Here is a 22,688-nt window from a genome sequence, read left to right as displayed (position 1 = left end):
TTCATTGACAATATTAGGATATCAAGACCTTGTAGATCGTAGCTAAGGCCTTGGTGACTTCCACACTTTTGGAAAGTCGGAGAACGGACATGCCACGTATTCCTGTAATCAATACTAGCCATCTTGACCGTATTGATGAATTACTTGTAGATAATATCGATACAGGTGAATTTAAACTTCATCGCTCAGTGTTTACTGACGAAGCCCTATTTGACCTCGAAATGAAATACATCTTCGAAGGTAATTGGGTTTACTTAGCGCACGAAAGCCAAATTCCAAATAATAATGACTACTACACCACTCACATTGGTCGTCAGCCGGTCATTATTGCCCGCAACCGTAACGGCGAACTCAATGCCATGATCAATGCGTGTTCACACCGCGGAGCACAACTTTGCCGTCACAAGCGTGGTAATAAAGCAACATATACCTGCCCTTTCCACGGTTGGACATTTAATAACTCAGGTAAATTACTCAAGGTTAAAGATCCAAGCGAAGCTGGTTACTCGGACTGCTTTAACCAAGAAGGCTCACATGACCTTAAAAAAGTGGCTCGTTTTGAGAGCTACAAAGGTTTCTTATTTGGTAGCTTAAATCCCGATGTTCCTTCACTTGAAGAATTCTTGGGTGAAACCACCAAAATCATCGACATGATTGTTGACCAGTCTGAACATGGTTTAGAAGTTTTACGTGGTTCATCTACCTATACCTATGAAGGCAACTGGAAACTCACCGCTGAAAATGGCGCCGATGGTTACCACGTTTCTGCTGTTCACTGGAACTACGCAGCAACAACTCAACACCGCAAAGAAACACAAGCTGCCGATAACATCCGTGCGATGAGTGCAGGTTCTTGGGGTAAACAAGGCGGTGGCTCGTATGGCTTTGAAAATGGCCACATGTTGCTGTGGACACAATGGGCAAACCCAGAAGACCGTCCAAACTTCCCGAAAGCAGACGAATACACCGAAAAATACGGTGAAGCAATGTCAAAATGGATGATTGAGCGTTCACGTAACTTGTGTCTCTATCCAAACGTTTATTTGATGGATCAGTTTGGTTCGCAAATTCGTGTACTTCGCCCACTTTCGGTTAATAGAACTGAAGTCACCATTTACTGTATCGCACCTAAAGGCGAAGCACCCGAAGCTCGCGCACGTCGTATCCGTCAATATGAAGATTTCTTTAATGCCTCAGGTATGGCAACACCAGACGATTTAGAAGAATTCCGTGCCTGTCAGGCAGGCTATGCAGGTATTGCCCTTGAATGGAATGACATGTGCCGTGGTTCAAAACACTGGATTTATGGACCAGACGATGCAGCGAACGAAATCGGTTTAAAACCAATGTTAAGTGGTATCAAAACTGAAGATGAGGGACTTTATCTTGCCCAACATCAATATTGGTTACACACCATGAAACACGCGATTGCATCAGAGAAAGAAGTTGCTGATCAGGGAGAAACAGCATGAGCACTCAAGACAAAGTAACTTTAGAAAATATTGCTCAGTTTCTCTATCGTGAAGCTCGCTTTTTAGATGATGAACAATGGGATGACTGGCTTGAATGCTATGCACCAGAAGCTTCATTCTGGATGCCAGCTTGGGATGATGACGATAGATTAACTGAAGATCCTCAATCTGAAATTTCACTTATTTATTATCCAGACCGTCAAGGTTTAGAAGATCGTGTGTTCCGTATTAAAACTGAGCGCTCATCAGCAACCATGCCAGACACACGCACAAGCCACAATATTGCCAACATTGAAGTCGTAGAGCGTGACGGAGACAAAGTTACTGTTCGCTTTAACTGGAATACCTTGAGTTTCCGTTACAAGACAAATTACAGCTATTTCGGTATGTCACGTTATGTGATCGATTTTTCAGGTGATCAACCAAAAATCTTGAGCAAGTATGTCGTTTTGAAAAATGACTACATCAATCAAGTGATTGATATTTACCACCTTTAAGACATACCCCCTCAGTTAAACGGACTGTTGACTGAGGGTAAAAGTTTCAAATATTTTGTAGGATACATGCCATGTCAAACCATAATGTTGCACTTCAATTTGAAGATGGTGTTACACGTTTCATTAACGTAGCTCAAGGCGAAACCCTATCTGACGCAGCCTATCGCCAAAAAATTAATATTCCTTTGGATTGCCGTGATGGTGCATGTGGAACTTGCCGCGCATTTTGCGAGTCCGGTAGTTATGACATGCCAGAAGAAACCTATATTGAAGATGCATTAACCCCTGAAGAAGCTGAGCAAGGCTATATTCTTGCTTGCCAATGTCGACCAACTTCCGATGCGGTATTCCAGATTCAAGCCTCATCAGATGTCTGCAAAACAGAAATTCATAGCTTCCAAGGTACATTAGCTCGCGTTGAAAACTTATCAGATTCAACCATCACGTTTGATATTCAACTTGATGAAGGCCAACCGGATATTCATTTCCTTGCAGGTCAGTATGTGAATGTTGCAATTCCTGAAACTGGCGAAACCCGTTCATATTCATTTAGCTCAAAACCGGGTAACCGTTTAACTGGCTTTGTGGTCCGTAACGTACCGAATGGCAAAATGAGTGAATTCTTGAGTAAGAATGCTCAAGCTGGTGACAAAATGACATTTACAGGTCCATTCGGTAGCTTCTACTTACGTAATGTGGCGCGTCCAGTGCTGATGCTCGCAGGCGGTACTGGGATTGCCCCATTTATGTCGATGTTACAAGTGCTTGAAGAAAAAGGTTCAGAACAACCTGTTCGCTTAGTCTTTGGCGTAACCAATGACTTTGATTTGGTTGCTTTAGAGAAACTCAATGAGTTGCAGGCGAAATTCCCATGGTTTGAATATCGAACTGTGGTCGCAAGTCCTGAAAGTAACCATGAACGCAAAGGCTATGTAACGGGTCATATTGAAAGTGAATGGTTAAACGGTGGCGACGTCGATGTTTATCTATGTGGACCAGTACCAATGGTAGAAGCGGTACGTGGCTGGTTAGAAACTGAAAATATCAAACCTGCTAATTTCTTGTTTGAAAAATTCTCTGCGAATTAACAGGTGGAGAAGTTATCTATGTCAAACCGTCAAAGATTTACCGATAAAGTCGTGATTGTTACGGGTAGTGCCCAAGGTATTGGCCGTGGCGTGGCACTGCAAGTTGCAGCTGAAGGCGGCCAAGTCATCATGGCTGACCGCTCTGAATATGTTGAAGACGTACTCAAAGAAATTCAGAGTACAGGTGGTGATGCTGTTACGATTAATGCTGACCTAGAAACCTATGCAGGCGCGCAAGCGGTTGTTGCAAAAGCCATTGAACATTATGGTCGGGTAGATATCCTGATTAATAACGTAGGTGGCGCGATCTGGATGAAACCTTTTGAAGAGTTTTCCGAAGAAGAGATCATTAAGGAAGTAAATCGTTCATTGTTTCCAACGTTATGGTGCTGCCGTGCTGTGTTACCCGCTATGATTAAGCAACAGTCGGGTGTTGTTGTAAATGTCTCTTCAATTGCAACCCGTGGTATTAACCGTATTCCCTACTCGGCATCTAAAGGTGGCGTAAATGCTTTAACGGCATCGCTTGCTTTTGAACATGCCAAAGACGGAATTCGAGTCAATGCTGTTGCGACTGGTGGAACCGAAGCACCGCCTCGCAAAGTGCCACGAAATGCCAATCCGTTAAGTCAAAATGAAAAAGACTGGATGCAGCAAGTGGTTGATCAAACCATAGATCGAACATTTATGGGCCGTTATGGCACAATTCAAGAACAAGTCAATGCAATTTTATTTCTTGCATCAGACGAAGCATCATATATGACTGGCTCGGTTATTTCGGTCGGAGGTGGAGATCAGGGTTAACCCTGATCTTTTTGCATGATTGGGTAAATAATATGATTTGCATGGAGGCAATCACACATGGCAACCCTTTTAAAGACGTTAAAAAATGACTGGTCCATATCAGCAACAGTTGCTGGCTTTCTTGCGGTTTTAATTTCTTACTCAGGCCCACTGATTATTTTTTTCCAAGCTGCTCAGCGTGCTCATGTGTCCACCGACATGATGGTGTCATGGATTTGGGGAATCTCAATTGGTGCCGCCGTTTCAGGTATTTATCTTTCGATTAAATATAAAACGCCTGTCATAACCGCATGGTCAGCACCGGGCACTGCCCTGTTAGTTACTCTATTTCCAAATGTCTCATTAAATGAAGCAATAGCTGCATATATTACGTCTGCCATTGTTATTTTTTTAATTGGCGTTACCGGTTACTTCGACAAGTTACTTAAGTGGATTCCGCAAGACGTCGCTGCGGGCATGATGGCGGGTATTCTTTTTCAATTTGGTATTGGCTTATTTACCGCATCTGATAGCATGCCTTTTATTGTCTTTAGCATGCTTATTGTCTTTTTAATTGCCAAACGTTTAATGCCGCGCTACACCATGATTTGGGTGTTAGCTGCCGGAGTTTTATTAAGCCTCTTTTTAGGCAAAATGAATCCGGTTGATGTGAGTTTTAGTTTAGCTATTCCACAGTGGATTAGCCCAGAATGGACATGGAACTCAACACTGAACCTCGCTGTTCCTCTCATTTTAGTCAGCCTAACCGGACAATTTTTACCGGGTATGGCGATTATGAAACTCAGCGGTTACGACACACCAGCCAAACCCATTATTACTGTTACCAGTATTGCCTCTTTAGCTGTTGCCTGCATTGGCGGTATTACAATTGTGCTTGCCTCAATTACCGCAGCTTTATGTATGGGCAAAGATGCACATGAACTGAAAGAAAAACGGTATATCGCAGGAATCGCCAACGGGATTTTTTATATTTTAGGAGGCTTATTTGCTGGCAGTATTGTCATGCTATTTAGCTTACTTCCTAAAGAGTTGATTGCAGCACTGGCGGGTTTAGCCTTGCTCGGAGCAATTGCCACCAATATTTCTGTTGCTATGAAAAATGACAGTCAACGTGATGCCGCACTTATTACCCTTTTAGCGACAGCATCAGGCATGCATTTCCTTGGATTAAGCTCAGTCTTTTGGGGTATTTGTATTGGTGTAATCGCCCATTTCATTCTCACCCCACGTTCAACTTCAGCCACAAATTAAGTTTTTATCTAAGCGCCCGCCACTAAAATAAAACCTCAATCGCCAAATCAGGATGCAAATAATTTGCTAATTCTGATTTGGCGATTTTTATTAAATATAAATTAATTTTCATTCTTAAGATCAATTTATAAAATAATTAAATAATAGACTTTAGTATTTTATTTTTATATTTTCACTTCAACTCATAATATAAATTTAACGATATTTTTAGTTGTGATTATCATCAATAAAATCTATAAAAAAACATCTATAAAATCCTTAAAATTCTCATCATACAATATTTAACCCTATTTTAAAGACACAACAAAGTTAGCTAAACAATAAAAATAAATATATATTTTTCAAACAATTAAACCAATAAATGCACAATACCTTAAAGACATAAAGATATATCAATTAGGTTTTTGACTCTAATCCAATAACAAAATAGTTTATTAAAAAATAACGCGATGCTTCACAAATTGGAGGTGAGAAAAATGGATACGAGCAAGGTTAATATTAATGAGTTAATTGATAAAGCCAGTTTTACATCTTTTCATTGGAAAGTTTTAATCTGGTGCTTACTTATTATTATTTTTGATGGATATGATTTAGTTATTTATGGGGTTGCTCTTCCTCTGTTAATGCAGCAATGGTCATTAACTGCGGTAGAAGCTGGTTTACTCGCCAGTGCTGCTCTATTCGGCATGATGTTTGGTGCCATGATTTTCGGCACACTTTCAGACAAATTGGGACGTAAAAAAACTATCCTGATTTGTGTCACCTTATTTAGCGGATTTACCTTTATAGGTGCCTTTGCCAAAGGACCAACTGAGTTTGCTATTTTACGCTTTATTGCAGGCCTTGGTATTGGTGGCGTTATGCCAAACGTCGTTGCGCTTATGACCGAATATGCACCCAAAAAAATCCGCAGTACATTAGTCGCAATTATGTTTAGTGGTTATGCAATTGGCGGCATGACATCTGCTCTACTCGGTGCATGGCTGGTTAAAGATATGGGCTGGCAAATCATGTTTTTAATTGCGGGTATTCCCCTATTATTGCTCCCACTCATTTGGAAATTTTTGCCAGAGTCTCTCGCCTTTTTAGTGAAATCAAATCATAGCGAACAGGCAAAAGGTATTGTAAGTAAAATTGCGCCAGAAACGCAGTTAAACGCCAATACACAACTGGTGTTAAATGAAAGTACAACAACAGATGCACCTGTCCGTGCACTTTTCCAACAAGGCCGCACCTTCAGCACATTTATGTTCTGGATTGCTTTCTTTATGTGCTTACTCATGGTGTATGCCTTAGGAAGCTGGTTACCTAAACTCATGCTGCAAGCAGGCTATTCATTAGGTGCAAGCATGTTATTCCTCTTCGCGCTCAATATTGGGGGCATGGTCGGTGCAATTGGTGGTGGTGCTTTAGCAGATAGATTCCATTTAAAACCTGTTATTACCATTATGTTTATTGTGGGATCGGCAGCTTTAATTCTGCTTGGCATTAATAGTCCACAATTTATTTTATATAGCCTGATTGCGATTGCTGGTGCTGCCACAATTGGTTCTCAAATCTTACTCTACACTTTCGTTGCCCAGTTCTATCCGACGGCACTTCGTTCAACTGGCATGGGCTGGGCATCTGGAATTGGCCGTATTGGTGCGATTATTGGACCAATTTTAACAGGAGCCCTTCTCACACTTGAGCTTCCTCACCAAATGAATTTCTTAGCAATTGCAATTCCGGGTGTGATTGCTGCACTTGCAATATTTATGGTCAATCTAAAAGCCTCTGTTACCGCACAAACGCTATCCACGTTTAACCCTCAAAACACGCTTACCCAGCAGTAAATACAAATGCGCCGAGGACTGGCGCATCTTTTTGGAAATGGATTATGGAATTATTACACCGTTTTAAACCATGTAATTTAGCAATAGCCACATTATTAGGTTTATTGACTAGCTCAAGTTTATGGGCAACAGATACGGCTCAACAAAATGAAAATGAATGGAAGTTCACGCTAAAGAATGCCTATATCAACCGTAATTTTGATAATGATGCACTCAAAGACACAGGTAGCTGGTCTCAGGCAGCGTCATTATTTTATAAATCGAAAATGCATGACACTCCACTGCAAATTGCAGACAAACCTATTACCATTGGAGCTGATGCTTCGGTTCAATACGCCGTTCGCTTGAGTTCAGACAAACATGTTGCGGACACGGTTTTGCCTTTTAATAAAGAAACTCAGTCACAAGCATCCGACTTTTTAAAATACGGTGCAACCTTAAAACTAGGCTATGACAAAACCCTTTTAAGTGTGGGTGAACTCTGGTTGGATTTACCTGTAACGGCTGTCGATGCCAGCCGACAATTACTTGCCTCTTATTGGGGAACCAATCTTAAGTCACAACTTTCAGATCAGCTTTATGCTGAAATTGGTCGGGTTGAAAAAGTGTCGCCACGAAATGAAGAGGATTTTAAAAAGTTTTCGTTCACTTCAAATGGCATTACCAAAGAATCTGATGGTTTAAATTATATTGACCTGCGCTATCAATTTACGCCATCACTCAAGGGTGAATATTACTTTGGTAATTTGGAAGATCTCTACAATAAACACTATGTAGGACTTGAGCATAATTGGAAACAACCTAATTTTGCCCTCACCTCTAAGTTTAAATACTTCAATGCAAAAAATGACGGCAATACTTTTGATATTGATGCGCAAAACATTGGGGTGTTAGAAACACTTAAAGTAAAAAATCATACCTTTGGTTTGGGGTACCAACAGATTATGGGTGAGTCGGCTTATCCATTACCAGATGGTTTCTTACCAGAGACCTATTTCATTAACTGGAACGCCACAGGCTTCTTTAAAGAGGATGAAAAGTCTTACCATGTGATGTATGGCTACGACTTTAAAGATTATGTACCGGGCTTAAATGCAATGGTGAAATATGTTTACGGACATGACTTTAAAGCAGCCAATGGTGAGAAAAACCATGAAACTGAGTCGAATGTGATTTTAAATTATGCGTTTCAGCAGCCGTTCTTAAAAGGCGTGGCCCTGCAATACATTCGTATTGATTACAACGTAAAACATGGCAATGACTTTGGTGAAGATCGATTGTTTGTAAACTACACCAAAAAGTTTTAATCATTTTGATTTAATCTAAGCGGGCTAATTTTGGTCCGCTTTTTTATATTATTTCGCTCATAAAAAAACGCTCTTACGAGCGTTTTTTTAATTAATCTTCTAGCTTAAGCAACGTGCTTTTGTACAACAATCGAGCCTACTGAATAACCAGCACCGAAAGATGAAATCACGCCATACTCACCATTATCTACTTCGTGGCCTGTACGGTGTAAAGCAATAATAACGCCTGCTGAAGAGGTATTTGCAAACTCATCTAAAATAATTGGGGCACGGCTTAAATCTGCCTCTTTACCAGCCACATATTTCAAGATTAGTTCATTCATATTGGCATTCGCTTGATGTAACCAGAAACGCTTAATATCGTTTGCAGTTAACTGCATTTTCTCCAACTGCGCATTAATGATTTTTGCCACTAACGGACAAACATCTTTAAATACTTTGCGGCCATCTTGACGGAATAACTTGTCGTCAACCACTGCATCTTCGCTACGGTTTAAGAAACCGAAGTTATTGCGAATGTTGTTTGAAAATTGAGTAAATAAATGAATATCTAAGATTTCAAAACCAGTTTTAGTAGTCGTTTCTTCAATAATAGAAGCCGTTGCAACATCACCAAAAATGAAGTGACAATCACGGTTACGGTAGTCTAGGTGACCCGATGTAATCTCGACATTCACCAATAAAACACGGCGAGCACCTGAACGAATTGCATCAGCTGCTTGTTTCAGACCAAAAGTGGCAGCTGAACATGCAACATTCATGTCGTAGGCATAACCTTGAATGCCAAGTGCTGACTGAATTTCAATCGCTACAGCTGGATAAGCACGCTGCATGTTTGAACATGCCAAAATCACAACATCGATATCTTCAGCAGTTACGCCTGCGTTTTCCATTGCCTGTTTCGCAGCAATGACGCCCCACTCTGCTTGAAGTGAAAGTTCATCATTTGAACGTTCAGACAAACGAGGACGCAAACGATTTGGATCGAGAATACCTGATTTCTCAATCACGTAACGGCGCTTAATACCAGACGCTTTTTCAATAAATTCAGCACTAGAACCACGTAATTCTTCGAGTTCACCTGCTGCAATTTTCTCTGCATTCTCTTGGTTATATTGTTCCACATAAGCATTTAAACTGTCGGCCAGTTCTTCATTAGAAATGATTTCTGTTGGGTGAAATAACCCAGTACCTGTGATACGAATGCCCATGTAAAACTCCTAAAAAAATGAATAGGGTCTGTTAATCTTTCATTTATAAATTGCGTTGTAGGCTAAACAACAGCATAAACAGACCCCGATCTATCTTAACTGATTCCCAAACGATCCCATAACTTTTGCAGTCGAGTTGGCGAAATAGGCATCTTGGTTTTCATCGGTTGAGAAAATAAAGAAATGCGGAATTCTTCCAACATCAAATACAATTCTTTGATTTTTGGATCGTTTTTGAATTTAAATACCTTGTCCATCCATGGATCGACATCATCAATAGCGGCATGATCTCGCTGTAGATTATTTGGCAATCGATCTAAACGCAATAGCAGCGCTTTTAAATATCGCGGATATTCCTGCCAAAGATCGACTGGTTGGCAGTAAACAAAATTGCTAAGTGACATGAGATCTAATTGATCTTCAATATCATCAACGCTACGGCCAAATATGTCTCGGTCAAGCACTAAAAGCTGACGACGGATTTGCTGCCATTGAATGTAAATATCACTTAATTGCTCAAGTGCTTGCTGACCATAACTCAAAAATTGCTTTTTGACCTGATCTAGCAGCTTATTGAATTCATCAGCATTAATTGGCAAAGTTGTAATTGCCATCTGCAATGTTGCATAAACCAGCATCTGCTCAAGCTTGGCTTTATCGCCTAAAGGTGAATAAGCCAGCGCGAGCGGTTTTGAAATCTGCTTTTTCAACTGGCGAACCAAGTCACCTAGTTGCATATGGACCAGATGAATAATCCCTTCACGATGCTGCTTAATAGCTTCAGCCTGATCATTAAAGGTTTGTATAACAACACCAGAATCATCTTTCACTTCAATATCGGCAAAAGTTTTGGTCGGTACCAAAGCTTGATATTGTTTAACAACAACACCTGTCACCTTTTGCGAAGCTTCAAAGGTAAAGTTTTCAGGGAAAGTTTTAAATTCGCCTTTTTGCTGTTTCACTGGACGATGCGTTTCAACACGACAGCGTGCTTTTAACTCAGGTAAATCACGTCCTTTCGCAATCAGCTTACCTTTTTCATCAATGACCTTAATAAAAGGCACTAAATATGGATCGATACGTTCAAACGAAAAATCTTTTTCAGTAATTTGCTCACCACGTAAAGCAAAAGCTAAATAACTAAAAATATGCTGACGCAAATGTACAGCATCGATACCCTGCATGAGTTTACGAGCTGTGTCAGGAATAGGCACTACACTACGACGTTTGTCTTTTGGTAAAGCTTTTAGTAGTGCTTCGATTAAATCTAAACGCCAACCTGGTATCCCCCAAGACCAGATGTTTTCATCGACCTGAGGAAGAGCTTGTACCGGAATTTGAACCGTTGCACCATCTTCATCATGACTTGGGTCAAAACGATAAGTCGTTGCTAAACGTAGCTGCCCATTATGCAAATGATCTGGGAATTGCTGTGTGGTTGGACGGTCATTGAGCCAAAGTGCATCATCTTCTACAAATAAATAGCGTGGATTTTTTGCTTCAACCGTTGCACGCCAGTCTTCAAAACTACTTCGACTTGCAATTTCTTCAGGAATTTTAGAGGCATAGAACTGATAAATCGTTTCTTCATCCACCACCAAATCACGGCGACGCAATTTATCTTCAACTCGTTCAACTTCTTCAAGTTTAAGTAAATTGTGTTTTAAAAATGGCGGAACTGTACCTAAGTTACCTGTGGTTAATGCATCGCGTAAGAAAATTTCATGAGCAGCAGGCTGGTCAACTTTCTCAAAATTAATTAAGCGCTTTGGTTCAATAATTAAACCAAACAGTGAAATTTGAGCATACGCATTTACAATCCCAGCTTTCTTAGACCAGTGCGGCTCAAAATAGTGATATTTCAACAAGTCGCGTGCAGCAAGCAAAATCCATTCAGGATCAATTTTGGCTAAAGTACGTAAGTAAACTTGAGAGGTTTCGACCATCTCAAAAGCCATCACCCAAGCAGTATTGGTTTTGTGCAAAGTACTCGCAGGAAAGACTTTCGCCTTTTGCTGACGCACCGCCATAAAGATATTACGTTCATCAGTTTTATTGGCAATAAAAGACAATAAACCTGTCAGCAACGCACGGTGCAGGTTCTCATAGTTCGCAGGTTTTTCATTAAAACTTAGTTTTAAACCTTCAGCTAACTCAACCAATTGTTTATGTGTTTGTTTCCATTCGCGTAAACGTAACCAGCTTAAGAAGTGCTGCTTGGCAAACTGGCGACGTTTGTTTTCAGACATCCCTGCTTCACCTTTAGGATTTAAAGTCTCCCAAAGTTTTAAATAAAACAGAAAATCTGAATCTGCTTCTTTAAATAATGCATGCTTTTGGTCAGCCTGCATCTGTTTGTCGGCTGGACGCTCACGCGGATCTTGCACTGCAAGCGCACTGACAACCACTAAAATTTCTTTAAGCACCCCGAAATGAGCACCGCCCACAATCATGCGCGCGAGTCGTGGGTCAATTGGCATACGTGCCATCATTTGCCCGACTTTAGTCAGCTCATTTTTCTTCTCGTTAAGTGCTCCTAACTCGATGAGTAGTTTTCGACCATCATTGACTAGGCGGAAATCTGGTGGCTCAATAAAATCGAAGTTTTCTAGCTCACCTAACCCTAAGCTTTGCATTTGCAAAATAACCGAAGCCAAGTTGGTTCGTTTAATTTCAGGTTCGGTAAATTCAGGACGGCTCAAAAAGTCTTCTTCGCTGTATAAACGAATACACACACCCGGAGCAATACGACCACAACGCCCTTTACGCTGATTGGCCGCAGCCTGCGAAATTGCTTCAATTGGTAAACGTTGTACGCGTGAACGGTAGTTATAACGCGATATACGTGCAAAACCACTGTCGATTACATAACGAATATTTGGAACCGTCAGTGCAGTTTCGGCCACGTTGGTCGCAATAATAATACGACGGCCTTTTCCACCCGGACTAAAAATCTTTTGTTGTTCAGAAACAGCTAAGCGCGCATACAACGGTAAAATTTCGGTGTGTCTTGGCCCATACTTTTGTAAGGTTTCCTGCAACTCACGAATTTCTTGTTCTGTACTTGAAAAAATTAAAATGTCGGCATGTTCAGGATGGCCTTTTTCTTCGGCATCGGCAAAACATTCTTCTACAGCTTGTACCACTGCGCGAGGAAGGTTTTCTTCAAAATCATCGAACTCATCGTCGTCACTACCACCAATATTCATCTCTGAAATTGGGCGATAACGTACTTCAACTGGGTAGCTACGACCTTCTACTTCAAAAACTGGTGCATTATTAAAGTAGTTACTAAAGCGATTTACATCTAAAGTTGCCGAAGTCACAATCACTTTTAGATCTGGGCGTTTTGGCAGTAACTGCTTTAAATAACCCATAATAAAATCGATATTGAGTGAGCGTTCATGCGCTTCATCAATAATGATCGTGTCATATTTAGATAAAAAACGGTCATTGCCTAACTCGGCAAGCAAAATACCGTCGGTCATTAACCGTACAATAGAGTCCTGCGAGCCTTGTTCATTAAAACGAATTTTAAAGCCAATTGATTCGCCGAGCTTTTCGCCGACTTCTTCTGCAATACGCTGCGACACACTACGTGCAGCTAAACGACGTGGCTGGGTATGACCAATCATGCCCGTTAAACCACGACCCGCTAACATGGCAATTTGAGGAAGCTGAGTAGTTTTACCCGAGCCTGTTTCACCTGCCACAATAATAACTTGATGCTTTTGAATCGCTTCAATTAAACGGTCTGCATATTGAGAAACAGGTAAATCCTGATTCAGTTTAATTTTAGGTAGACGTTCAAAACGCTGTCTAACTTTTGCATTAGACTGTTCAAATAATTTTTCAATCTCTGAAGTATCGGCTTTTTTATCTTTACGCAAACGATTTAAACGGTAACGATCTCTCGCCATCACCCATTGATCTATATTTAAACCATTCAGCACAGATAAATTTTCCTGAAAATTCAACAATCCGCTATTTTACGCTTTAATGCTCTTCAGGTAAAACAGTTGGTTTTTTATATATTTTTAATTTTTTAAAATTTTGCCCTTGAATTTTGACTCGCTAGACTTCATGTTGTTATGCAAGTTTCTTTTACGATAACTGTCATTTGATTTACATGTTTTTGCAGTCAAATCGAATACAGTGTTTGGGGACTTAAAAATCGTAAATTTATCACTTATTCAATTTTCCGATTTTAGTCATGTAAAAATACTATTTCCCCAATAAAGAATTTTTATTTATTCTACATCTCGTAAACAAGTTTAAATATAAACCTCAATCATGGAGACAATGATGAGCTTGATTAATACTGAAGTTAAACCTTTCCAAGCAACTGCTTACCACAACGGCCAATTTGTTGAAGTTAACGAAACTAACCTTAAAGGTAAATGGTCTGTTGTATTCTTCTATCCAGCTGACTTCACTTTCGTTTGTCCAACTGAACTTGGTGACTTAGCTGACAACTACGCTGAATTCCAAAAACTTGGTGTTGAAATTTATGCTGTATCTACTGATACACACTTCACTCACAAAGCTTGGCACGACACTTCTGAAGAAATCAAAAAAATCCAATACCCATTAGTTGGTGACCCAACTTGGACTCTTTCTAAAAACTTCGACGTTCTTATCGAATCTGAAGGTTTAGCTGACCGTGGTACTTTCGTTATCGATCCAGAAGGTAAAATCCAAATCGTTGAACTCAACGCTGGTGGTATCGGCCGTGACGCGTCTGAACTTCTTCGTAAAGTAAAAGCTGCTCAATACGTACACGCTCACCCAGGTGAAGTTTGCCCAGCTAAATGGAAAGAAGGCGAAGCTACTCTTGCTCCATCTATCGACCTAGTTGGTAAAATCTAATCTCTCTTAGATTTTAAAAACTCAAAGAACCACCCTTTATCGGGTGGTTCTTTTGTTTTGAATAAGCACATCACATTTTCTACTGATACTTTTACAATTATGCCCTTCCCCGCGCCCTCAACATTGAGTAATGTCAAATAAACAACCGGTTAATTTTTGAGTAAGTTTGATATGAAATAAAGGGGTACATTTATGGTAAATACAGCGGTCGTCACTTCATGGAAATACAATGCGACTTCACGTCATCTAAAAATATTTTATAGCGATGGTTCAGGCGAACTTTATCATCCTGTACCAGAATTTATTTATGACAACTTATTACGATCAACAGACAAAGCTGCTTTTGTACATAAATATTTAGAATTCGATTTACACTTTACTCGCCTATCTTTAGTGAATGCTTCATAACAAATATAAAAAAGGCCTGTTCAAAACAGGCCCGACTGGAATATAAAACGATTTCAGTAAAATTATTTTGTGACTACTAAACATAAACCTGCGCCCACAGGCACAATACTGCTCATGAAATCTGCATCCTTTTTAATTAAAGATAAAAAAGAATTTACTTCTGCTGCATGAGAAATCACATTATCAACGACTAAAACTCCACCTTTAGGCTTCATTAACCGTTTTAAATCTGGCCAATAACTTTCATATACGTCACGTTCAGCATCTAGCAAAATAAAATCATAAACTTCATTTGCTTCTTTTAAATAATCGGCTGCATCTCCAACCCAAAATTGAACAATTTCACTGAGCTCTAATTCAGCCACATGGCGTTTCGCCTCAGCACTTCGCTTTGCATCAATTTCAAGCGTAGTCACCTGCCCACCAGTGGCCTGAGCGGCTTCAGCTAGCCATAAAGTTGAGTACCCTGTCGAAGTACCAATTTCTAATAGAGCCTTGGCTTGCTGCATGCGAATAAATTGCGAAATTAATTTTGCAGATTCTACTTCTATATTGCGGTATCGTTGTAAACGATCAGATTGCTGTGAATCATGCTGTTTAAAGGTGTCATATAAATCGGCAACTCTTTGTAAGAAAAAAGTATTTGGCATATATTCACCCTTTTAAATCGTTATTTTATATGAAGGTCGTTTGAGTTAAGTGCTTTGAATTAACTTGAAACGCGGCACGATACTTCCGTCAGCCATTTGCACCGTTTCAGTAAACATATCTAGCGGACGTACCCAAGTTGAATAGTCACCATAAAGACACTGATAAACGACTAACTCTTCTTCAGTCTCACTGTGTTTTGCCACAGAAAAAACTTGATAGAGATTACCTTTATAATGCTGATAAATGCCGCGTTGCAATGACATGAAAGTACCTTTTAATGTTATGACATAAAATCTTTACAGCCATATAACATATATAAATTTTTAAATACTTTCACTTTAAAAGATAAAAAAGAGTAATAAAGAGCGTTTAGAGATAAATTATTGATCTTATTTATGAATAGATTTAATAATTCAAAAAACCGATCAAATATATAAAAACATACTGTTTCACCTATTCTGTGTTTTCACGTACTATGCATCTATTGAAAGAATTTGGATGCATTGGAGCAAAAACAGATGTTAGATCAAAACATTAAAACTCAATTAAAAGCTTACCTAGAACGTTTAGAAAGTCCAATCGAATTAGTTGCTGCCTTAGATGAATCAGACAAAGCTGCTCAAATTAAAGAGCTGGTAAGTGAAATCGCTGAGCTTTCTGACAAGGTGACTGTCCGTTTTGATGGTAACAATACACGCCGTCCAAGCTTTGGTGTGGCTAAAGCAGGTGAACAGCCTCGTGTGTTCTTTGCTGGCTTACCAATGGGCCATGAGTTTACGTCTTTGATCTTGGCACTGTTGCAGGTGTCTGGCTATGCACCTAAAGTGTCAAATGAAGTGCTCAACCAGATTAAAGGTTTAAACCTCAAAGCCAACTTTGACGTATTTGTATCACTCAGCTGTCATAACTGTCCGGATGTGGTACAGGCACTTAACCTGATTGCCATTTATAACCCGAACACCACAGCAACCATGATTGATGGTTCATTCTTCCAAGACGAAGTTGAGCAACGCAAAATCATGGCTGTACCAATGGTATTCCAAGACAATGAGCACATTGGTCAAGGTCGTATGACGCTTGAAGAGATTGTGGCAAAACTTGACACCAACTCAGCTGAAAAAGATGCAGCAGTACTCAATGCCAAAGATGCTTTTGATGTATTGGTGATTGGTGGTGGACCTGCAGGTGCAACAGCAGCAATCTATGCAGCACGTAAAGGTATTAATACAGGTATCGTAGCTGAACGCTTCGGTGGTCAGGTCATGGATACCATGGACATTGAAAACTTCACTTCAGTGCAAAAGACTCAAGGCCCTAAGTTTGCTGCCGAGATGGAAGCACATGTTCGTGAATACGATGTTGATATCATGAACCTGCAACGTGTCAGCAAAATCACAGGTGCCAACCAAACTGCAAATGGTCTGGTTGAAGTTGAATTGGAAAACGGTGCCAAACTTGAATCGAAAACAGTGATCCTTTCAACAGGTGCACGTTGGAGAGAAATGAATGTACCGGGCGAGCAAGAATACCGTACCCGTGGCGTTGCCTACTGCCCACACTGTGATGGTCCATTGTTCAAAGGTAAACGTGTTGCGGTGATTGGTGGTGGTAACTCAGGTGTTGAAGCTGCAATTGACCTTGCAGGGATTGTTGAGCATGTGACTTTGGTTGAGTTCGATACAAAACTTCGTGCTGACCAAGTGTTGCAAAACAAACTGCATAGCTTGCCGAACACTACAGTGATTATGAATGCCTTAAGTACAGAAGTGTTAGGTGATGGCTCACAAGTAACTGGTCTTAAATATAAAGACCGTGCCACTGATGAAGAGCATGTGGTCGAGCTTGCAGGGATCTTTGTACAGATTGGTTTACTGCCAAATACTGACTTCTTAAAAGACAGTGAAGTTGAGTTAACCAACCGTGGAGAGATCATTGTCAATGACCGCAACGAAACCAATGTTCAAGGTGTCTTTGCTGCGGGTGACTGTACGACTGTGCCTTACAAGCAAATCATTATTGCTACCGGTGAAGGCGCTAAAGCATCACTCTCTGCGTTTGATTACATCATTCGTTCTGGGCAGTAAAACTGGTTAGCTCCTTCTTCTTGAACGAAAGCCTAGCATTGCAAAATGCTAGGCTTTTTTAATATTGAAGTTACAACTTTTTAACAATTTTTGATCTTTATTAATCAGTTACTTTATGTTTATATTTTAGACATCCATAATTTTGGATGCCATGAATTAGAAGGAAAAACACAATGAATAAATTACTTGTTGCTTTAGGTCTTGCTGCGACTGTTGCCCTTGTTGGTTGTAATAAAGATAAAGCTCCAGAAACTGGCGCGACTACAGGTGAACATTTAGAAAATGCTGCTAAACAAGCAACCGCTGATATTAAATCTGCGGGTGACAAAGCTGCGAGCGATATTGCAACTGCTACAGACAATGCTACAGCTAAAATTGATGCTGCTGCTGACCACGCTGCCGATAAAACTGCAAATGCTGCTGCACAAACTGAAGCGACTGCGCGTAAAGCAACTGCTGACACAGCTCAAGCTGTTGAACATGCAGCTGCTGATGTAAAAGAAAAAGCTCAACACTAAGTTATATTCAACATAAAAAAGCCCCTATTAATTAGGGGCTTTTTTAATAGGTTTAAAATCGCTTATGAAATTAAACCTTCATCACGCATCGCAATTTGTACAGATTGACGCTCAGCAACTTTATTACGCAATGCAATAATATGTTTATACGGCGTTAAATCATGCTCAATTGAATTTGACCAATTTGTTAAAACAAATAAATATGCATCAGCTGGACCAAAATTATCATTTACTAAATAGTCATAATCCGACTCAGCCAAATAATTATCGATATATTTTAAAAGACGATCGATTTCAGCATAAGCTTTGGTCTTTTCATCGTTTGTTAACGGCGCCCCAAAAAATACTGCATAGGCATCATGTAGTTCAGAGTTCAAATAACCCAACCATTCCAACACTTTCGCACGGCCTAAGCCTGAAGGTGGAATTAAGTCTTGTTTAGGATCATGCTGAGCAAGGAAAGGTAAAATCGCTACGTTTTCAGTCAAAATCAAACCCGGGTTAATTTCTAAAGCTGGTACATAGCCCTTCGGGTTAATTTCGTAATAATCTGCACCTTTTTCTGTTTTATGTGTTTTTAAATTTACTCGTTCTAAATCAAAATCAACATTAATTTCATTTAAAATAATATGTGCAGCTAAAGAACATGCGCCTGGCGAATAATATAATTTCATATCTGATCCTTCTTATCTTACATTAACGTTTTAAATTGCTTCTAAAAAACCTGCAAGGTTTGTACAATTCCTTAATTGTAAAAAAGCGTAAATTTATAAATTACTTACACCATCTAATATTCTTGAAAAAGTTGGACCTTGCAAGTTGTCTTACGTGACGATTGTTTAAAATATGATAAAACACATTCCCATCACGCATTTTTTACCGTTAATTACGTTTAAAAAGTTGGCTAAACCATTCCACTAATTGGTTTAAGAAATCCAAAATAGGATTTTTGTTGCCATTATCAGGATGACTTGAATCTTTACCATTTAAATCTAGATCGACAATGACAGGATCATGGTCCGAAGAACGATAAGCATCTTCGCCATAAAACAGCGCCTTTTGCTCATCGGTTTTATATTCTTCGTTGTAGTCTAGAACTGTTGGCTCATCTGCATTGATATGCCAAGCAAACGTACGAACTACTTTTGGATATAAATCTGCATCGGCAATTGCATGATCTAAGTTACCCGCTCCACCATTGCCATTTGCATCACTTGCCACGCCAAACACATAGCTATATGCCTGAGCGCCTTGCCCAACCTTAGCGTCATTGAGTAGGACTTTATAATTAGCTTTTTCAAAGGCTAAAATAGGTTCTTCTTTTGCATAACTATTCATATCCCCAACAAGCAAAGCGTTTTGCTTAGGAACTTGTGTCGGGTTTTTCGCGAGCCACTGCACAATTTGATCAACTGCTTTTACACGAGTCGGGTTCCAACAACCTTGTCCATCTTTTTGGTCCGCATCCGTAGAGTTAACATCAACTCCAGTACAGCCTTTTGACTTCAAATGGTTTGGAATAACGGTAAACGTTTTATTGCCACGAACAGCTTGGAAAGTCTGTGCTAAAGTCGTTCGATTTTTATCACCCAAATCAAGCACAACAGGTTTATTTAAAGGCTTCACACGCTTACTGTTATAAATAATCGCAACAGCAATAACATCGCCACCTAAACGGTCCAAGTTTTCAGGAACTACATATTTCCAGTCTGGACCTAATGCACTGGTTAAATGAGCGATTGCGCTATTTGAACCATAACCATTGTTGGCTATTTCCATTAAACCGTACACATCAGCATCAATTGCTTTTAATGCACTCACAATTTTACGGTGCTGTTTATCAAACTCTGCTTGTGTGTTCGCACCACGTTCTGTTGGGAATCCTGTTGCACCATTGTCATAGTTCAAAACATTAAATGAAGCTACACGAATATGATTGGCATTTTTTGTAATGACGCTCTGGCGTGGATTTGTTTGCGTAACAACTTCTGGTTGTGTCCGTCCAAGTACTGGCTGTACGCGCCAGCCATTAAAACGATATTCTAAAATCCCTTCAACATTTTTAAGCTGATAACCTGAACGTAATGTATTGGCAGCACTAAAATTTGTTGGTAACCACGGAGTACGGTTTTGGTTGTTATATCCATCATCAAAAATAATTTTCGATAATAAATTTTTCTGAGCTAAAGCTTTCGCTTCTGGCGACAAGGCAGGATATAAATTGGTTGGAATATATAAGCGACCCAAACTTAATGATAGCTCACCATAACGGCCATAATTATAGTTTTCACTCACCGTTAAAGCTTGAGGTAATTTGACCAACATACCTTGATAGCGCTGCGGAGAATTTGTTGAACTGCCTGTTAAGCTGGTAAATGGCAAATCCAAGCTAATTGGCTGAACTTGATTTGCCATATTGCTATTACAGCTTTGAATATCCTGCTGTAATTGGTCGATCTGTAGCTGGTTTTGATAGCTTGTTAAACGGCCTCGTAAAATAACCTCATCACCAACTTGGCCACCTTTTACCGTGCTGCTATTTGGAATATAAACAAAAATGGCATTGCTCACATTTGCACGTGCTTTGGTATCAGGTGTTTGAACATAAAAGCCTGAGAAACCATTGGCATAACGGTAGTCAGCAGTAATCACACCACGTACTGTATAAGACTGGTTTTGTGTTGACGTTGCTAAATCGGCAATGGGTGTATCTGAGCTTGAACAACTCACCGTTTGCACTGGCGGCTGAGTCGTAGAACCCGATAGATTTGAAAAATCATTTCGGTTTGCCCATGCTGTCCATGAGTGGTCCAAATCAAATGCTGCCGTTGGGTCGATACTTAAAGCTGGGTTTTCCGTTTCAATACGCTTAAAACTATTTCCTAAACTTGAAACAGCCGTTCCCCAACCTGCCTCAGGTCGCTCACCAATACGTCCAAAACGATCGACAGGTGTGCCTTTATAAACGAGTACAACTGCATCATCACCATTAAAAGACAAGGCAGCTACTTGATTTACTTTATTGCCAAGTTCAGTTTGCAGCTCTGAGCGACCCACTAAAAACTTCTGCTTACTCGCAAGTGTACCCTGTAAACGGAAAGTCACCGTTTTGGCAGTACCACCATTATTAAACTGTTGAATTTCATAGTCTGCTAAGTTAACAGTAGTTCCATCTGGGTTATAAATCTCTAACCCTTTTTTATTACTGCTGCCATCAACATACTGGCTAAACATAAGCTGTGCTTGAGCAACTGAGCTATATGAAAATGCACCAAATGCACTTAAAAAAACTGAAAGTGTTCTTAATTGAAAAGTTTTCATGATTAAAAATGTTCATGTGAGTTTTAATTAGCTTCTTAGATTAAATATTGATCATGACATCTACATGAAGAAAAACACCGAAATATTTGACTTGACCACCTGAAGACTTAAAATACCGCATTTGAATTTCAATATTGCCAAGGTTATGTCGATCGATCAGTTAGAAACGCAAATTGCAGACTTAGACAATTTGCCTGAACACCGTGAAATTGTGACGTTTATGCGTCGTTCAGCACCACTTAATACGTCTCAACGCACGGCATTAGAACAACATCGCGATTTAATTTTGGAATACCCCGTTGGTGACTTACGTCAGCACTTCGAACATCCAGAACGTCCTTTAACTGTTGAAATCGGTTTTGGTATGGGTCGTTCATTAGTGCTTATGGCAAAAGCCAACCCTGAACGCAACTATGTAGGTATTGAAGTACACGTACCTGGTATTGCTCAATGTTTATATGAAGCAGGTATAGCGGAACTTAAAAACTTACGTGTACTCGATGCAGATGCGATTCAAGTTTTACGTGAAATGCCAGACAACAGTATTAACTGTGTACAACTTTACTTCCCAGACCCTTGGCAAAAGAAACGTCATTTCAAACGCCGTTTTGTTATTCATGAGCGTATGCAATTGGTTGAACAAAAACTTGAGCTTGGTGGTACTTTCCATGCAGCAACAGATTGGGAACCATATGCAGAATGGATGCTTGATGTACTCGACAATCGTCCAGATCTTGAAAATTTGGCTGGTAAAGGCAACAGTTACCCTCGACCAGAATGGCGTCCTGTGACTAAGTTTGAGCGCCGTGGTATTGAGTCAGGTCATAAGATTAATGACTTTATCTTTAAGAAGGTTAAGTAAAATTTAACTACTAAAGACAAAAAATAAAGGCATTAAATATTAGTATTTAATGCCTTTTTAAATTAGCGTAAATCATATACCTCAATATATTTTTAAATTACATATATATTAATAATTTAAGTTAATTATTAACATATTCATTTTCTAGTATTTTTTGACTTAACTTCTAAAGGAGCCACGTTCCAGACATCCAATAAGCGCCAAATTGCATTATCGATCTCTTGCCAGTCTTCCCAATTATTTAAATTTGTTTCCCATTGAACCCATACCCCTCCATATTTATTAGGTTCATAACTATTTCCATAAATTTGAATAAAATGATTATCACTAGTATTTTCTGATGCTAATACATCTAAAAAAACCCAGTAACATCTTTATTTTTTGAATATCCATAACAAAAAAAAGCTTTATCAGATATGTTTCTTTTATAACAATCCAAACCATTTTTTTTGAACTTTGATTTAAGATCTACATATTTAGAATTAAAATTATTTAGCATTATTTTATGAG

Annotated in this window: 17 protein-coding genes and 1 pseudogene; 12 read left to right on the top strand and 6 right to left on the bottom strand. The window is 39.5% G+C overall.

Features of this window, described 5'->3' with window-relative positions:
• The first annotated feature begins 89 nt into the window (after positions 1–89).
• From benA to ACH8JV_RS16560, 7 genes and pseudogenes are all read left to right on the top strand, one after another.
• Positions 90–1,472: a benzoate 1,2-dioxygenase large subunit gene (gene benA, locus ACH8JV_RS16590; protein ID WP_396522583.1), complete on the top strand. Its 1,383-nt coding sequence runs from the start codon at positions 90–92 to the stop codon at positions 1,470–1,472.
• Positions 1,469–1,988: pseudogene (gene benB, locus ACH8JV_RS16585) on the top strand (benzoate 1,2-dioxygenase small subunit). Before benA ends, benB begins: the two are co-directional and overlap by 4 nt.
• Before the next feature lie 52 nt (positions 1,989–2,040).
• Entirely contained in the window at positions 2,041–3,057 is a 1,017-nt protein-coding gene (gene benC / locus ACH8JV_RS16580) for a benzoate 1,2-dioxygenase electron transfer component BenC (RefSeq protein ID WP_151283295.1), read from the top strand.
• Between the two features lie 18 nt (positions 3,058–3,075).
• Complete coding sequence (locus tag ACH8JV_RS16575; protein WP_396522580.1) at positions 3,076–3,861, top strand: 1,6-dihydroxycyclohexa-2,4-diene-1-carboxylate dehydrogenase; 786 nt, start codon at positions 3,076–3,078, stop codon at positions 3,859–3,861.
• Between the two features lie 57 nt (positions 3,862–3,918).
• Complete coding sequence (gene benE / locus ACH8JV_RS16570; RefSeq protein WP_396522578.1) at positions 3,919–5,112, top strand: benzoate/H(+) symporter BenE; 1,194 nt, start codon at positions 3,919–3,921, stop codon at positions 5,110–5,112.
• A 476-nt stretch (positions 5,113–5,588) separates the two neighbouring features.
• Complete coding sequence (locus ACH8JV_RS16565; RefSeq protein ID WP_396522576.1) at positions 5,589–6,947, top strand: aromatic acid/H+ symport family MFS transporter; 1,359 nt, start codon at positions 5,589–5,591, stop codon at positions 6,945–6,947.
• Between the two features lie 44 nt (positions 6,948–6,991).
• On the top strand, positions 6,992–8,254 hold the full coding sequence (locus tag ACH8JV_RS16560; RefSeq protein ID WP_396522574.1) for an OprD family outer membrane porin: 1,263 nt from the start codon (positions 6,992–6,994) through the stop codon (positions 8,252–8,254).
• Positions 8,255–8,358: 104 nt separating this feature from the next.
• Here ACH8JV_RS16560 and ACH8JV_RS16555 read toward each other — a convergent pair whose 3' ends face one another.
• A complete protein-coding gene (locus ACH8JV_RS16555) occupies positions 8,359–9,465 on the bottom strand; it encodes a beta-ketoacyl-ACP synthase III (RefSeq protein WP_013198471.1) in 1,107 nt (368 codons plus the stop codon).
• Positions 9,466–9,560: 95 nt separating this feature from the next.
• Complete coding sequence (hrpA, locus tag ACH8JV_RS16550; protein ID WP_396522572.1) at positions 9,561–13,418, bottom strand: ATP-dependent RNA helicase HrpA; 3,858 nt, start codon at positions 13,416–13,418, stop codon at positions 9,561–9,563.
• 352 nt (positions 13,419–13,770) lie between these two features.
• Here hrpA and ahpC point away from each other — a divergent pair, with 352 nt between their 5' ends.
• Complete coding sequence (ahpC, locus tag ACH8JV_RS16545) at positions 13,771–14,334, top strand: alkyl hydroperoxide reductase subunit C (RefSeq protein WP_003652649.1); 564 nt, start codon at positions 13,771–13,773, stop codon at positions 14,332–14,334.
• A 192-nt stretch (positions 14,335–14,526) separates the two neighbouring features.
• Complete coding sequence (locus tag ACH8JV_RS16540) at positions 14,527–14,742, top strand: KTSC domain-containing protein (RefSeq protein WP_396522570.1); 216 nt, start codon at positions 14,527–14,529, stop codon at positions 14,740–14,742.
• 62 nt (positions 14,743–14,804) lie between these two features.
• Here the strand turns inward: ACH8JV_RS16540 and ACH8JV_RS16535 are convergent, their stop codons facing one another.
• Together ACH8JV_RS16535 and ACH8JV_RS16530 are read right to left on the bottom strand one after the other, a co-directional pair.
• Complete coding sequence (locus tag ACH8JV_RS16535; protein ID WP_396522568.1) at positions 14,805–15,392, bottom strand: O-methyltransferase; 588 nt, start codon at positions 15,390–15,392, stop codon at positions 14,805–14,807.
• A gap of 45 nt (positions 15,393–15,437) precedes the next feature.
• Positions 15,438–15,656 (bottom strand): DUF1653 domain-containing protein, encoded by a 219-nt coding sequence (locus ACH8JV_RS16530; protein ID WP_004702746.1) that lies wholly within the window; start codon positions 15,654–15,656, stop codon positions 15,438–15,440.
• A 255-nt stretch (positions 15,657–15,911) separates the two neighbouring features.
• On the opposite strand from ACH8JV_RS16530, the gene ahpF reads away from it, so the two are divergent.
• The gene (ahpF, locus tag ACH8JV_RS16525) at positions 15,912–17,477 is read left to right on the top strand and encodes an alkyl hydroperoxide reductase subunit F (RefSeq protein ID WP_396522566.1); all 1,566 of its coding nucleotides are present in this window, start codon (positions 15,912–15,914) and stop codon (positions 17,475–17,477) included.
• 173 nt (positions 17,478–17,650) lie between these two features.
• Positions 17,651–17,995 carry a hypothetical protein gene (locus tag ACH8JV_RS16520; RefSeq protein ID WP_191108487.1) on the top strand — a complete coding sequence of 115 codons (345 nt, stop codon included), beginning with the start codon at positions 17,651–17,653 and terminating at the stop codon, positions 17,993–17,995.
• A gap of 62 nt (positions 17,996–18,057) precedes the next feature.
• Here the strand turns inward: ACH8JV_RS16520 and ACH8JV_RS16515 are convergent, their stop codons facing one another.
• Both ACH8JV_RS16515 and ACH8JV_RS16510 read right to left on the bottom strand, forming a co-directional pair.
• On the bottom strand, positions 18,058–18,669 hold the full coding sequence (locus ACH8JV_RS16515) for a glutathione binding-like protein (protein ID WP_000781338.1): 612 nt from the start codon (positions 18,667–18,669) through the stop codon (positions 18,058–18,060).
• Positions 18,670–18,877: 208 nt separating this feature from the next.
• Positions 18,878–21,316 (bottom strand): ExeM/NucH family extracellular endonuclease, encoded by a 2,439-nt coding sequence (locus ACH8JV_RS16510; RefSeq protein WP_396522564.1) that lies wholly within the window; start codon positions 21,314–21,316, stop codon positions 18,878–18,880.
• 145 nt (positions 21,317–21,461) lie between these two features.
• Between ACH8JV_RS16510 and trmB the strand changes: the two genes are divergently transcribed.
• The gene (trmB, locus tag ACH8JV_RS16505) at positions 21,462–22,178 is read left to right on the top strand and encodes a tRNA (guanosine(46)-N7)-methyltransferase TrmB (RefSeq protein WP_396480684.1); all 717 of its coding nucleotides are present in this window, start codon (positions 21,462–21,464) and stop codon (positions 22,176–22,178) included.
• The last annotated feature ends 510 nt before the right edge of the window (positions 22,179–22,688 follow it).

Origin of the sequence: Acinetobacter sp. ABJ_C5_2 (assembly GCF_044538485.1) — a bacterium.
Classification (GTDB): domain Bacteria; phylum Pseudomonadota; class Gammaproteobacteria; order Pseudomonadales; family Moraxellaceae; genus Acinetobacter; species Acinetobacter nosocomialis_A.
This window is presented reverse-complemented; position numbering and strand designations above follow the sequence as displayed.